The sequence below is a fragment of the Kribbella hippodromi genome, assembly GCF_039531045.1.
Taxonomy (GTDB): Bacteria; Actinomycetota; Actinomycetes; order Propionibacteriales; family Kribbellaceae; genus Kribbella; species Kribbella hippodromi.
Window position 1 is genome coordinate 40,120 of sequence record NZ_BAAAPH010000014.1, and the last position, 13,607, is coordinate 53,726.

The following is a 13,607-nucleotide window of genomic DNA, read 5'->3' on the forward strand; positions in this document are numbered from 1 at the left end:
CGGACATGAAACAGGTTGCACAGAACTACAAGTCCGGTGAGCTGGCGGTGCTGGACGTACCGCCGCCCGGATGTGCGCCGGGTGGGGTGCTGATCCGCTCGCTGTACTCACTGATCTCCACCGGCACCGAGCTGATGAAAGTCGGTGAGGCGAAGCTGTCGATGCTCGGCAAGGCGCGGGCGCGGCCGGACCAGGTGAAGAAGGTACTGGACACGGTTGCGCAGCAGGGCATGGTCAACACGTACAAGAAGGTGATGAACAAGCTCGACTCGTACACGCCGCTGGGGTACTCGTTGTGCGGTGTGGTGGTTGAGGTGGGTGCTGGTGCGGAGGAGTTCAGCGTTGGGCAGCTGGTTGCGGCTGCTGGGAACGAGTTCGCGCTGCACGCGGAGTACAACTGGGTGCCATTGAACCTGTGCGTGCCGGTACCGGACGGTGTGCCCGCTGAGCAGGCGGCGTTCTCCACGGTCGGTGCGATTGCTATGCAGGGCGTACGGCAGGCTGAGGTGCAGCTGGGCGACACTGCGGTGGTTATCGGGCTTGGTCTGGTTGGACAGCTTGTAGTGCGGTTGCTGGTCGCGGCCGGGGTGCGGGTGTATGGGATTGACACCGTGGAGGACCGGTGCCGCTTGGCGGAGAAGGCCGGGGCGCTGCACTGCTCGTCTCCTGATGAGGCTGGGGTCGCTGCGCTTGAGCGGTCGTTGCTGGCGGCGTCGAACGGGTTGGGGGCTGACCACATCCTGTTGGCGGCTGGTGGGCACTCCAATGGTCCGGTGGAGACCGCGGCGCGGCTGGCACGTGACCGGGCTCGTGTGGTCGACATCGGCAAGACAAAGCTGGATCTGCCCTGGAACGCGTACTACGACAAGGAACTGGATGTACGGTTCTCCCGCTCGTACGGTCCGGGGCGGTATGACGACCGGTATGAGCTGGAGGGGATCGACTATCCGGCCGGCTACGTACGCTGGACCGAGCGTCGCAACCTGGCGTGCTTCATCGACCTGATCGCCCGCGAACAGATAGACGTAGGTTCCCTGATCGCCGGCCAGTTCCCGATCGAGGACGCCACCAACGTCTACCACCAACTAAGCACCAACACCCTCCCCGGAGTCGGCTTCCTCTTCGAGTACCCAGACACACCACAGGAGGCGGTACCTCCAGTACCTGCTGCCCGCAGACCCACAACACCAACTACTGATGGAGTACGGGTGGGGTTTGTGGGGGCGGGGAACTATGCGTCGAGCATGTTGTTGCCGTATTTGCAGAAGGATGCTCGGGTGGTGTTGGGGCGGGTGGCGACCAACAAGTCCCTCTCGGCAGCGAACGCGCAGCGCCGGTTCGGGTTCGACGCGGTTTCCACGGACGCGGACGAGGTACTGTCAGATGCCAGTCTGGACGCGGTGTTCGTGGTGACGCGGCACAGCTCGCACGCGGAGCTCGCCTGCAAAGCACTCGCGACCGGCAAGGCAGTGTTCGTCGAGAAACCGCTAGCGCTCACCGACGACGAGCTGGACCAGATCGTCGCGACAGTGGACGCCACCGGCAACGACCGGCTCATGGTCGGCTTCAACCGCCGGTTCGCCCCGCTGCTCACCGACCTGAAGGACCGCTTCGGTGACCCCGGCGGCAACCTCAGCCTCCGCTACCTGGTGAACGCCGGCAAACTCGACTCCACCAGCTGGTACCTGGATGCCGGCAAGGAAGGCAGCCGCTTCGCCGGTGAGGGTGGTCACTTCATCGACACCCTCGGCTGGTGGCTGAACAGCCTGCCCACCGAGGTGTACGCGGTGCCCGGCCCGGACGCCGGTGACGTCCTGGTGACCCTGCGGTTCGCCAACGGCTCGGTCGGCACGATCAGCTACGTCGGCGGCGGCAACACCCGCTTCCCGAAGGAAACGATCGACATCACCGGCGGCGGCCGCAACGGCAGACTCGACAACTTCCAGAGCGCATCGGTGTGGACCGGACGCAAACCGTCCACCCGCAAGAGCCGCAGTACCGACAAGGGCCAGCAGAACGAGCTGGAGCGCTTCATCGCCGCCGTACAGACAGGTGGTCCGATGCCTATCCCGTTCGACTCACTGGTCGCTACCACCCGCGCCACCATCGCAGTGGACCGCAGCATCGCCTCCGGCAAGCCGGAGCGCGTATGAGCCGCCAGCCCCTGAGCTGGTACCTCCGCCGCCTGCGCCGGATGTCCCCCACCGAACTGCTCTGGCGCGTACGCGACACCGGACGCCGCACTGCCTGGGCCTACCAACAGGTTCGCCCCGGGCAGGACGCGGCTGTCCACCTCCCACTCCGCAAGGACCTCTCCTTCGGTACAACCCTCCCGCCCGACGCGGCGCACCTCGTACCAGAGGATGCCCGGAAGGCGATCATCGCCACCGCCGACTCCATCCTTGCCGGCAACCTGGAAGTACTAGGAGTCGACCGAACCGACCTACGCGCGCCGGACTGGTTCCGCGACCCGGTCACCGGCCGGCGGTCCGACCCAGCGCGGTACGTGTTCAAGCTGAACCACCGGAACGAGGAGGTGGTCGGCAACATCAAGCAGGTGTGGGAGCTCTCCCGCCACCACCACCTCACCCAGCTGGCAGCAGCCTGGTACTTGACGCATGACGACCGGTACGCGCAACGGGTAGCCGACCACCTGACCGACTGGTGGCGTACGAACCCGTTCTTGTCCGGAGTGCACTGGGCGAGTGGCATCGAGGTCGGTATCCGCCTGATCAGCTGGACCTGGGTACGCCGCCTGCTCAACGACTGGCCGGACATCACCGACCTGTTCGAGCACAACGAGCTCGCTCTACAGCAGATCTACTGGCACCAGCGGTACCTCGCCGCGTTCCAGAGCCGTGGCTCCTCCGCCAACAACCATGTCATCGCAGAGACCGCGGGCCAGCTCGTTGGCGCCTGTGCCTTCCCGTGGTTCACCAAGAGCACCCGCTGGCGCCAGAACGCGGATGCCCTGCTGGAGCAGGCGTTCGACGCCAACACCTTCCCGTCCGGAGTGAACCGCGAGCTGGCGACCGACTACCACCGCTTCGTCTCCGAGCTCGTCCTGTACGCCGCTCTGGAAGCAGACAACGCCGGTCACCCACTGAGCCAGCAGACGTGGGCCCTGCTCACTCGTACGCTCGACGTCGCCGCGGCCGTCGTCGACAACACCCTCCGTCCACCACGGCAAGGTGATGACGACGAGGGCATGGTGCTCGTCCTGGATCCACCAGACATCAGCAACTGGTCGGCGTACCTGTCCCTGGGTGCTGCTCTAGCTGGTAGGACGCCGTGGTGGCCGGTCAGCCCACCTACAGCCACGTCTGCCCTTGTTGGCTCACTGGTCAAAGGTCAGCAACCGGACCGCCCTGCTGAGCGACCAGAGCACTTCCAGGACGCCGGTCTGACCATTCTGCGCAGCCGCGACGCCGGTCCGGAGATCTGGTGCCGTGCCGATGCCGGTCCGCACGGTTTCCTCTCCATAGCGGCTCATGCGCACGCTGACGCGCTCTCACTCGAGGTACGCGTCGACGGCGTCGATGTCCTTGCCGACCCCGGAACGTACTGCTACCACGGTGAGGCGGAGTGGCGGGACTACTTCCGTTCCACCATCGCGCACAACACCATGGAGATCGCCCACACCGAGCAGTCCACCTGGGGCGGACCGTTCCTCTGGCTGCGCGGTGCCCGCGGCAAAGTACTCCGCCACACCAGTAGTACCTGGGACGCCGAACACGACGGGTACGCCCCCATCACCCACCGGCGCACCGCGACGCTGGACAAGGGCGTACTACAAGTCGAAGACCGCGTCGATGCGACAACCGACGTACGCATGGCCTGGCACCTGGGACCTGATGTCTCCGTCGACCTCAAGAACAACTCGACCGCACGACTCTCCTGGTCCACCGGAGCGGCTGTTGCAGAGCTGCCACCCGGACTGACCTGGACAGCGCACCGCGGCGCGGACAATCCGTTGCTGGGCTGGTACTCACCGCGATTCGGCCACAAGCTCCCGATCACCACGCTGATCGGCTCCGGCACGCTCACCCCGGACGCGGCAGCTACGAGTACGTTCCGCTTCCGCTCCTGACGCCGCGTGGTGTATCAGAGCCACGGACAGCGCCTCTATTACTCCGTACCGACAGACGTTCGCCTGGAGGGGGCCTGTGAGCGCGCAGCAGTTGGATGTGAAGAAGTCATGGCAAGCCATCCGGCGGCATCGCCTCCTGGTGGCCGCAGTGGCTGCGGTCGGTGTGCTGGCCGGAGTCGGATATGGGTTCGTGCAGCCGCCGATGTACAACGCGTCCGCCCTTGTCGTGCTCCCGCCGCCCCCGCAGTCGTCCGACGGCTCAACCGCCAGCGCGCAGAGCATCGACACCCAGGTCTACATCGCGGAGAGCGGACCGGTGCTGCTCAGCGCCGGCCAGAACGTGTCGCCGCCGTTGACGCCGGACATCGCCCGCGCCCGGGTCAAAGCGACAGCTGTCACCGAAGACGTCATCCAGATCGACGCGCAAGGTACTACCGCCAAGCAGGCCGTCCAGTTGGCCAACGCGGTCGCGCAGGTCTATCTGGTGTTCATCACCACCGACCAGAAGCTGCCAGGTGACCTAGGCAAGCGCACTGGCGCACGCATCCTCGAAACAGCCACCGAAGCGCATGGCGGCAGCATGCTGGTGCACTCCGTCATCTACGGCGGTATCGGTGCACTGCTCGGTGCGATAGCCGGTGCGGTCTTCGTACTGGCCAGGGCACGTGGCGACCGCCGGCTCCGGCTGCGGGACGAGATGGCTGACTCGGTCGGGCTTCCAGTACTCGCGTCCGTCTCCTCGTACCGGGCGAACGATCCGTCGGACTGGGCGAACCTACTCGAGCACTACGCGCCGACAGCGGTCGATGCGTGGGCACTGCGCAAGGTACTGCACAACCTCGCTCTGGACGTCCGCAGCGGCCAGGACGCTTCGCTGACGGTGATTTCGTTCGCGGACGACAACAAGGCGCGTCCACTCGGTCCCCAGCTGGCTGCGTTCGCGCACTCGGTCGGCATCCCGACCTCCCTGGTGATCGACCAGAACCTCGAGTTCCCGGCCGGTCAGCCCGCGCTGGAGATCCACCTGGTACTGGTCGACCGCGACGCGCCGCAGCTGACCGACACGGAGCGGACCACCCGTACCGTCATCGCGCTCTCGGCAGGCACCGTCACGGCCGAGGAGCTCGCCCGGCTGGCCGTTGCCACCGTGGCCGACGACCGCACCATCGACGGGCTCGTGGTCACCGATCCTGACCCGTTCGACCGGACCGTCGGCCGGGTCGCGCAGGCACAGCGCCGGAACGGACCGCGGCTCCCGACGCTTCTCACCCGCACGGCAAGGCGGACGCGATGACGAACCAGCACTTCGACGAGCAGCTACCAGGCAAGCTCCCGGGCCAGCTGTCGGGACACTCCGGACAGGTCGGACCGTCGCCGAACGGGTGGGCCGAGGACAACGACGGTCTGTTCGACGACGAGCTGTCGCCGTCCTACCCGCCGGACAGCCTGGTCACGTTCCGGTTCCTGCGGGACGCCGTCGTCCGGCACGCCCGGATCTGGCTCGCCCTCGCTCTCGTCGGGTTCGCCGGCGGCCTGGCGTCGTACCTGGCCATCCCGGCGCCGCATCAGGCGGCGGCCCGGCTGCTGATCACCACCCGCGCGGGCGACGACCCGGTGAAGGCGATGGCGACCGAGATCAGCCTGGCGACCACCCGGACGGTGGCCGAGCGGGTGATCGTGCTGCTGAAGCTGCCGGAGACACCGGATGAGGTGCTGCAGCAGTACACCGCGACGAAGCTGACCGACCGGGTGCTGGAGATCCAGGCGTCCGCCAAGTCCGACGAGGAGGCTACCAAGCTGGCCGCCATGGTCGCGCAGACCTATCTGATCTTTCGGCGCGAACAACTCGGCCTGGACGACGCACCGCTGCGCAAGGACCTGGCCGCGGCACAGAACGAGGTGACCGCCGCGCGAGAGGCTGTTGTCGCTGCGGGCGACAACCCGGACAACCCGGCGCATCCGAGCAGTCCGGAGATGGCCAAGCTCAATGCGGCCGGTGACAAGGTCCGGTTCGTTCAGCAGCAGCTGCTTGACCAGACCGTCACCGCGTCGAAGATGAACGCCAGCCGGATGCTGGACATCCCCGCACCGGTAGTCGTGTCAGCCAAACGGGCCATTGTGCTCAAGGCCGGTACCGGTCTGGTCGGCGGACTGTTCCTGGGCATCGGCTTCGTGATCGTACGTGCACTCATCTCGGACCGGCTGTGGAAACGACAGGACATCGCCAACGCACTCGGAGCACGCGTCCGGCTCAGTACTGGTCGCCCGCCGCGCAAGTGGCTGCGCTTCACTCAGCAGGTACGTCCATCACAGGCACCGCACCGGCAGATCCAGTTGCTGTCCCAGCACCTCGGACAACGCATCAGCTGGAGCAGCGTGCCCACCCCGGCGCTGGCAGTGGTCAGCGTGGATGACGTACCTGCCTGTGCCCTAGCCGTGGCGGCTCTGGCGGTCAGACTGGCCGACGAGGGCAACCAGGTACTAGTGGCGGACCTGACTGGTACCGGAGCACTTGCCAAGAGGCTCGGAGTAAAGGAGCAAGGTACTCACACGTCCCAGCTGAGCGAGCCGGGCCGACGGATCGATGTCTACCTGTCCGACCCGAGCGGTCTACCAGCAGAGGGCTGCTACAACGGCCACCCGAACGGCTCCGGCGATCTGGAACTCGACGGCGCATGGGAGACCGCCGACCTGGTCCTGTCCCTGGCCACACTGACGCCGGCCGTCGGCGCCGACCACCTCACCAGCTGGGCCGCCCAAGCGGCCGTCGTGGTCACGGCCGGCCGGTCCACGACCGCCAAGATCCGCGCGACCGGCGAGATGCTCCGCCTGGCCGGTCTGGAGATCGACACCGCGGTCGTGCTGAACGCCGACCGCACCGACGAAGGCGTCGGCGTCACGGATGCCGAGGCCGCAGCCACGACCGTCGATCTGGAGCTGTTCTCCCGATGACCACCCCTGTCGCGATCCGGACTCCGGCCGCACCGAAACCGGGCTTCCGTCCGGTTCCGGTCGAGCGCCGGCGCCGGCGTCGCGTCCAGCTCGTCTGGGCGATGCTGACGCTGAACGTGCTGACGTTCTTCCCGGATTCACGGCTCCTGCTGCCGATCCCCGGCGCGGTCGGCAAGCTGATCGCCCAGGGGTCATTGCTGGTCGCCGCATTGCTGGTGCTGTCGGTCAACCGCCCAGTGCGCGTACGCCGCAGTGTGTACATGTTCCTGGCTGCACTCCTCGTCTGCGAGGCAGTGGTGTCGAGCATGCACGCCGAGTTCCTGCTCGGTGCGATGTACCGCTCCGCGCGGTTGTTCCTGTTCGTCGCGGTCCTCTGGATGCTGTCGCCCTGGTGGACCCGCAAGGACCTGCTGCTGGTGCGTACGCATCTGAAGGTGCTGTGGTTTGTCATCGGCACCATCGCCCTCGGACTGGTGGTCTCACCAGGCACTGCGATGGCCGACAACCGTCTGGCCGGCATCATCTGGCCGATCCCACCAACGCAAGCGGGCCACTACTCGGCCATGGCCATCGGGCTCACCGCCGTGCTGTGGATGTCCGGCGTGCTCAAGCGCTGGGTCGCATTGACCAGCGTGGTTGTGTGCGTGCCGATCCTGCTGCTCACGCACACCCGGACAGCACTCGTCGCTCTGCTGGCTGGAGCACTGATCGCCGGCCTCAGCCTGTTCACGTACCGCTCCCGCGTACGCAAGGTGTTCGCGATCGGCATCGGTGTGTTCTCGGTCGGCACACTCACCCTCGGCTCCGTGGTCACCACCTGGTTGGCCCGTGGACAGGACGCCAGTCAGGTCGCCGCACTGACCGGACGCCGCGCTGTGTGGGACTCGATCCTCATCCAGCCCCGGTCGATGTTCGAGACGCTGTTCGGCTTCGGACTGTCCAACAAGTCGTTCAACGGCCTGCCGATCGACAGTAACTGGTTGGGCACCTACTACGACGTCGGACTGCTCGGTGCGGCCTTCTGTGTCGCCATGGTGCTCTTCGTACTCATCGCGGCGTGGTTCACCCCGCAAGGACCGCGGCGCGCACTGGCGCTGTTCCTGGTCGCGTACTGCGTGGTCGCGTCGTTCACCGAGACAGGGCTCAGTGAGGCCTCTTCGTATCTGCTCGAGCTCACACTGGCGGCCTCGCTGGTGTACTCGCGGACGCCCCAGGAGGACACGTGATGAAGATCCTGTTGGTGCACAACAGGTACAGGTCCACCGCACCGAGCGGCGAGAACCGGGTCGTCGACCAGGAGCGCGCCGCACTTGCGGAGCTCGGTCACGACGTCCAGCTGTTCGAACGGCGCAGTGACGAGATCGAAGACTGGTCCGCACTGCAGAAGGCGACGCTGCCGGTCCGCGTGGTCTGGAACCCGACCAGCAAACACGACCTGGCCGCCGTACTGCGCGACTTCCAGCCGGACGTGGTCCACGTACACAACACCTTCCCGGTACTGAGCCCGTCGGTGCTGTACGCGTGCCGCGAGGCCAAGGTGCCAGTCGTCATCACTCTGCACAACTACAAGCTGCTGTGCGCGAGTGGTGACTTCTACCGCGACGGTGCGGTGTGCCACGACTGCGCCGGCGGCAGTCCGCTGCCCGCTGTGTCGCACAGCTGCTACCGCGGCTCCAAGGTGGCCACAGCGACCACTGTGCTCAACACTCGCTCGCACCGCCGCAGCTGGCGCAAGCTGGTCTCGGCGTACCTGTTCTTGTCCGAGTCACAGCGCAGTCTGCTGGCAGGCATGGACTTCGACCCGGACCGCAGCTTCGTACGCCACAACTACGTCCCGTACGACGGACCGGTCGGCGGCGCGAAACAGCATCAGGTCGCGTACGTAGGCCGGCTGGATGCGGCGAAGGGCGCTCCCCTGCTGATGAAGGGCTGGGACGCGTACCGGGCGATCGGCGGCGACGATGCACTACGACTGGTCATCGCCGGCGGCGGACCGATGCTGGACGAGGTCACCGCCTGGGCAGCTGAGCGGCCGTCCGTCGAACTCCGCGGCCTGATGAGCAAGCCGGAGGTGTTCGAGCTGATCAGTGCGTCGCGGGCCGTCGTACTCCCATCGGAATGGGAGGAGACGTTCGGACTGGTAGTGGTCGAGGCGATGGCCGTTGGCGTACCGCTACTTGCCTCCGGCCACGGTTCTTTCCCGGAGCTCGTGACAGCCGGAGTGGACGGCGCCCTGTTCGATCCACGCCGTCCGGAAGAGCTGGCGAAGCTCCTGCTCGACGTCGACACCAACCCGGACCGATACGAAGAGCTGGGCGGTGCGGCGCGATCGACGTACGAAACCAAGCACGACCCACGGCACAACCTGGAGCAGCTGCTCGACGTGTACCGCTTCGCGATCGCGAACCCGGTGCAGTGATGATCAAGCAACACCGCAACCGGCTGGCCGGTGGTGCCGCCCTGGTGGTTGGCGCGCTGGTCGTGGCCGCACTGGTGACAGACAGAGCGACTTCGCAGCGGAACGCCGACAACGCACCGGCGTCGACACCGACCGTGAAGCCGGTCAAAGCGCCGACTGCACCACCAGCGAAGATCTGCGACAACGCCAAGGCTCTGGCCGGCCCGGCCACTGCTCCGGCCGGTGCGGTCGTGGTCAGTACGAAGCAGGACCTACAGGTACTCACCGCCCAGTCCCCCGCCGGTACGACGTTCTGGCTGGCTCCTGGCCGGCATCGGCTGGGCAACGGTGCGTTCGTCCAGGTGATCCCGAAGGACGGCAACCACTACATCGGCGCCCCCGGTGCAGTACTCGACGGCGCGAACCGCAACCGCTATGCCTTCACCGGGTACGCGTCGGATGTGGTGATCAGCCACCTGACCATCCAGAACTTCGGTACCAAGCGCGGCAACAACGACGAGGGCGTGGTGAACCACAACTCGGCCGGCGGCTGGGTGATCGAGAACAGCACGATCCAGCACAACGCCGGCGCGGGCGTGATGATCGGCACCAAGAACGTGGTCCGCGGCAACTGCCTGCGCGACAACGGTCAGTACGGCTTCAACGCGTACAACCCGCAGCGCGTCGCCAGCATCCTGGTCGAGGGCAACGAGATCACCGGCAACAACACCGACAACTGGGAAGCGCTGCGGCCCGGTTGTGGTTGCACCGGCGGCGGCAAGTTCTGGTCGGTCGCCGGAGCGATCGTGCGCGGCAACTGGATTCACGACAACCACGGTCCGGGGATCTGGGCCGACACCAACAACTCGGCGTTCGCGATCGAGGAGAACTACATCTCCAGCAACTTCGCCGAAGGGATGATCTTCGAAACCAGCTACAACGCGTCCATCCGCGGCAACACCTTCGTCCGCAACGGTCTCGGCAAGGGCGCGGACAACCAGGGCTTCCCGGTACCCGCGCTGTACATCTCCGAGTCCGGCGCGGACAAGCGCGTACCCGGCATGTTCAACCAGACCTTCGAGGTGAGCCAGAACGTCTTCAGCGACAACTGGGCCGGGGTGATCCTGTGGGAGAACGCGGACCGGTTCGCCGGCTCGGCCGCCAACACCAGTACCGGTTCCGGCACGCTGGTGAACCCGTCTGTCGTCACCACGACGTCCTGCAACGCCACCAACATCCGCAACCCGCCGTACCTGGGTGACTGTCGCTGGAAGACCCAGAACGTCCGGGTGCACGACAACTTGTTCAGCCTGGACCCGGACAACATCGGTGACCGCTGTGCGTCCCGGAGTGGGTGCGGCTACAACGGCATCTTCTCCAACTGGGGTACGTTCCCGGACTGGTCGCCGTACAAGGCCCGCGTCGTGGAGGACGCGATCACCTTCCACCAGGGCAACCGGTTCTTCTCCAACACCTACAAGGGCCCATGGAAGTTCATGGTGCACGAGCAGGGCAACTCGGTGAACTGGGCCGCCTGGCAGGGCGCGCCGTACGGCCAGGACCAGGACAGCGTGATCAAGGTGACCGAGGACCGGTGAGCAGCGATGATCGGTCCTCCGGAACACGCCCCGAGCCAGCAGATCGCACTACTCCGCTCAGTCGGGTACGCGGCGTTCGGCCGGCATGAGAAGGACCTGGACGTACTGGACGTCGTGTACGACAGCCTGGTCGACGCCCCGGACAGCTGCGACCGCCGCGTACGCCGCCTGCGCTTTGCGGGCCATGGAGTCACCCTGGACGTCGACGTACGCGGCCGAACCGATCTGACCGTCGAACTACGAGTCACCCCACCCGGCCCGGTAGTAGTCGAGTCCCGCGGCGATGACAGCCGCCGGCCCAAACTGGTCAGCTTCCTGCTCAGCTGGCCCAGCAGCACACAACAACCGGTCCGGACCGCCTGGATCATGCTCTGACCCACACAGCCCGGACCGGACGCCCTCTTAGGAGGCAAGCAGCAGTCTTAGTTTGTCCAAGCAGCGGCCTCTGATGGGGCCGATGCTGCCGATCGGGATTCCGATCGTGGCGGAGATCTCCGCGTACGGTGCGGGTGGGTCGGCCATCAGCATGCCGAGCAGCTGTTGCCACCGGTCCGGCAGGCTCTCCAGCGCTCGCCGTACGTCATCAGCACGCTCACCCGCGAGCAGATCGGCATCCGGCTCCGGCTGGTCGCCGGCCACCTCCTCGAACGCGGTCGCCTCGTACGTGAGCAGCACCCGCTTCCGGAACGCCAGCACCCGCAGGCACTCTCGCCGGGTCGTCACAACGAGCCACGCACCGACTCGCTCCGGATCGACCCGGTTGATGTGCTCCAGCAACCGCAGCCACACCATCTGCGAAACGTCGGCGGCGTCGCTGTCGCTCAACCGGAAGCTCCGCGTCACCGCCCAGACGAGCCGCGCGTAGTGGTCGACCAGCCGGCTCCACGCCCCATGGTCGCCCGCTCCGGCCCGCACGACCAGGGTGGCCGCTTCGGACCGGACCGCACCTGGACTTTTCACTTCATCCACAACGACAGTCACAAATTCCCCCCTCGGGAATGCACAGCAGATGAAACAGCACCGCGATGAAACAGCACCCGCTCAGTACGCGCCGTCACTCCCCAGTACGGCGCGTGCGGTCTTCCACAGGATCAGCAGGTCCAGCGCGATCGACCAGTTGTCGGCGTACCGCAGGTCGAGCCGCATCGACTCTTCCCAGGTCAGATCGCTGCGACCGCTCACCTGCCACAACCCGGTCAGACCGGGCTTCACGAGCATCCGCCGCGCGTCGTCGATCGCGTACTGCGCGACCTCGGCCGGCAACGGCGGCCGCGGACCGACCAGCGACATGTCCCCCCGGAGCACGTTAGCCAGCTGCGGCAGCTCGTCGATCGAGAACCGGCGCAGGTACCGGCCGATCCTCGTCACCCGCGGATCGTCGCGGAGCTTGAACAACACCTCGTTGCCTTCGTTGAGCGCGTGCAACTCGGCCTTGCGTTCTTCCGCGTCCACGACCATCGTCCGGAACTTCAGCATCCGGAACTGCTCGCCGCCGCGGCCCACCCTGGTCTGCCGGAACAGCACCGGCCCCCGGCTGGTGAGCTTCACCAGCATCGCGGTGACCAGCAGGATCGGTGCGACCCCCAGCAACAGCAGGCAGCCGACCACTCGATCGAAGATGCTTTTCAGCACATGCGGCCCGCCGCTCACCGACGGACGCTCCAGGTGCAGCAGCGACAGCCCCGCGACCGGGCGGATCGAGATTCGTGGACCGGCCACCTCGACGATGCCCGGCGACACGATCAGCTCAACGCCACGCTGCTCCAGCGCCCAGGACAGCTTGCGCAGCGAATGCCCCGCCAGCTCCGGATCGGTGGCCACCGCGACCACGTCGACGCCGTAGTCATCGACAGCGGCCAGGATGTCCATCTCGGCCCGGCCCAGGCTCTCCGACCCGGGCTCCTCGAACGCGTCACCTCGGGGCAGACAGCCGGCCACCACTACGTACCCGTCTGTCGGCCGCTCTTCCAGGTGCCGCCGCAGCGTACGCACCTGGTCGTTGCGCCCGACCACCAGTACCCGGCGCATGCACCGCCCGGCGAACCGCCGCCGGGAGATCTGCCGGTGCAGCAGCCAGCGGGCGAACATCGCCGCCAGGCAGGTGATCGGCACCGCCACGACGACGAAACCACGAGCCACCTGGCTCTTGGTCGCGTACGACGCGATCGCGACCACCGCGGTCAACGCCACCGCCGACCGGATGATCGACCGGAACTCCTCCGGCCCGGTGCCGAAGTAGCGGGACTCATAACCCCGCTCCAGCGCCACACAGACCAGCCACGCGATCGGCAGTGCTGCCCCGATCACAACGTAGCTGAGATTGATTTGGGCCCCGAACCGGATCAGCAGCGCCAGCGAGACACCGAACAGCGCCGCCGCCAGGTCACCGCCGAGCGCGGCCCACCGGTACTTCGCGACCCAGCGCGCCTCGGTGAACCGGGCCGCTCGCGGCACGATTCCCGGTACCACGTCCGGAACTACCCAGACCGGCCGGCGACGTTCCCCCGAAGCCGCCGGCCGGAGATCGGCCGGTTCGGCCACCCCCTCGGACATGACGAATTCAGTCACG

The 13,607-nt window shown here is 66.7% G+C and carries 10 protein-coding genes; 8 read left to right on the forward strand and 2 right to left on the reverse strand.

From position 1 onward, the window contains the following. Positions 1-5: 5 nt before the first annotated feature. The 8 genes from ABD260_RS21725 to ABD260_RS21760 all read left to right on the forward strand — a co-directional run bounded on the left by ABD260_RS21725 (position 6) and on the right by ABD260_RS21760 (position 11,413). A complete protein-coding gene (locus ABD260_RS21725) occupies positions 6-2,153 on the forward strand; it encodes a bi-domain-containing oxidoreductase (RefSeq protein WP_344235675.1) in 2,148 nt (715 codons plus the stop codon). Further along, a complete protein-coding gene (locus tag ABD260_RS21730) occupies positions 2,150-4,090 on the forward strand; it encodes a heparinase II/III family protein (RefSeq protein ID WP_344235677.1) in 1,941 nt (646 codons plus the stop codon). The genes ABD260_RS21725 and ABD260_RS21730 overlap by 4 nt, the downstream gene beginning before the upstream one ends. 76 nt (positions 4,091-4,166) lie before the next feature. After that, entirely contained in the window at positions 4,167-5,384 is a 1,218-nt protein-coding gene (locus tag ABD260_RS21735; protein WP_344235679.1) for a Wzz/FepE/Etk N-terminal domain-containing protein, read from the forward strand. Beyond that, on the forward strand, positions 5,381-7,042 hold the full coding sequence (locus ABD260_RS21740; RefSeq protein WP_344235681.1) for a YveK family protein: 1,662 nt from the start codon (positions 5,381-5,383) through the stop codon (positions 7,040-7,042). Before ABD260_RS21735 ends, ABD260_RS21740 begins: the two co-directional genes overlap by 4 nt. Further along, entirely contained in the window at positions 7,039-8,268 is a 1,230-nt protein-coding gene (locus ABD260_RS21745) for a hypothetical protein (RefSeq protein ID WP_344235683.1), read from the forward strand. The genes ABD260_RS21740 and ABD260_RS21745 overlap by 4 nt, the downstream gene beginning before the upstream one ends. Then, positions 8,268-9,461, forward strand: coding sequence for a glycosyltransferase (locus ABD260_RS21750; RefSeq protein WP_344235685.1), 1,194 nt, complete (start codon positions 8,268-8,270; stop codon positions 9,459-9,461). The genes ABD260_RS21745 and ABD260_RS21750 overlap by 1 nt, the downstream gene beginning before the upstream one ends. Continuing rightward, positions 9,461-11,038: a right-handed parallel beta-helix repeat-containing protein gene (locus ABD260_RS21755; RefSeq protein ID WP_344235687.1), complete on the forward strand. Its 1,578-nt coding sequence runs from the start codon at positions 9,461-9,463 to the stop codon at positions 11,036-11,038. The genes ABD260_RS21750 and ABD260_RS21755 overlap by 1 nt, the downstream gene beginning before the upstream one ends. Positions 11,039-11,044: 6 nt before the next feature. Next, entirely contained in the window at positions 11,045-11,413 is a 369-nt protein-coding gene (locus tag ABD260_RS21760) for a hypothetical protein (RefSeq protein WP_344235689.1), read from the forward strand. Between the two features lie 27 nt (positions 11,414-11,440). Here ABD260_RS21760 and ABD260_RS21765 read toward each other — a convergent pair whose 3' ends face one another. Both ABD260_RS21765 and ABD260_RS21770 read right to left on the reverse strand, forming a co-directional pair. After that, positions 11,441-12,019 carry an RNA polymerase sigma factor gene (locus ABD260_RS21765; RefSeq protein ID WP_344235691.1) on the reverse strand — a complete coding sequence of 193 codons (579 nt, stop codon included), beginning with the start codon at positions 12,017-12,019 and terminating at the stop codon, positions 11,441-11,443. 60 nt (positions 12,020-12,079) lie between these two features. Continuing rightward, a complete protein-coding gene (locus tag ABD260_RS21770) occupies positions 12,080-13,606 on the reverse strand; it encodes a sugar transferase (protein WP_344235693.1) in 1,527 nt (508 codons plus the stop codon). Position 13,607: the final 1 nt, after the last annotated feature.

Excerpts from the sequence above, each read along its gene's own strand:
- ABD260_RS21745 (WP_344235683.1), top strand. The coding sequence starts at position 7,039 with ATGACCACCCCTGTCGCGATCCGGACTCCGGCCGCACCGAAACCGGGC.
- ABD260_RS21725 (WP_344235675.1), top strand. The coding sequence starts at position 6 with ATGAAACAGGTTGCACAGAACTACAAGTCCGGTGAGCTGGCGGTGCTG.
- ABD260_RS21730 (WP_344235677.1), top strand. The coding sequence starts at position 2,150 with ATGAGCCGCCAGCCCCTGAGCTGGTACCTCCGCCGCCTGCGCCGGATG.
- ABD260_RS21740 (WP_344235681.1), top strand. The coding sequence starts at position 5,381 with ATGACGAACCAGCACTTCGACGAGCAGCTACCAGGCAAGCTCCCGGGC.
- ABD260_RS21750 (WP_344235685.1), top strand. The coding sequence starts at position 8,268 with ATGAAGATCCTGTTGGTGCACAACAGGTACAGGTCCACCGCACCGAGC.
- ABD260_RS21760 (WP_344235689.1), top strand. The coding sequence starts at position 11,045 with ATGATCGGTCCTCCGGAACACGCCCCGAGCCAGCAGATCGCACTACTC.
- ABD260_RS21755 (WP_344235687.1), top strand. The coding sequence starts at position 9,461 with ATGATCAAGCAACACCGCAACCGGCTGGCCGGTGGTGCCGCCCTGGTG.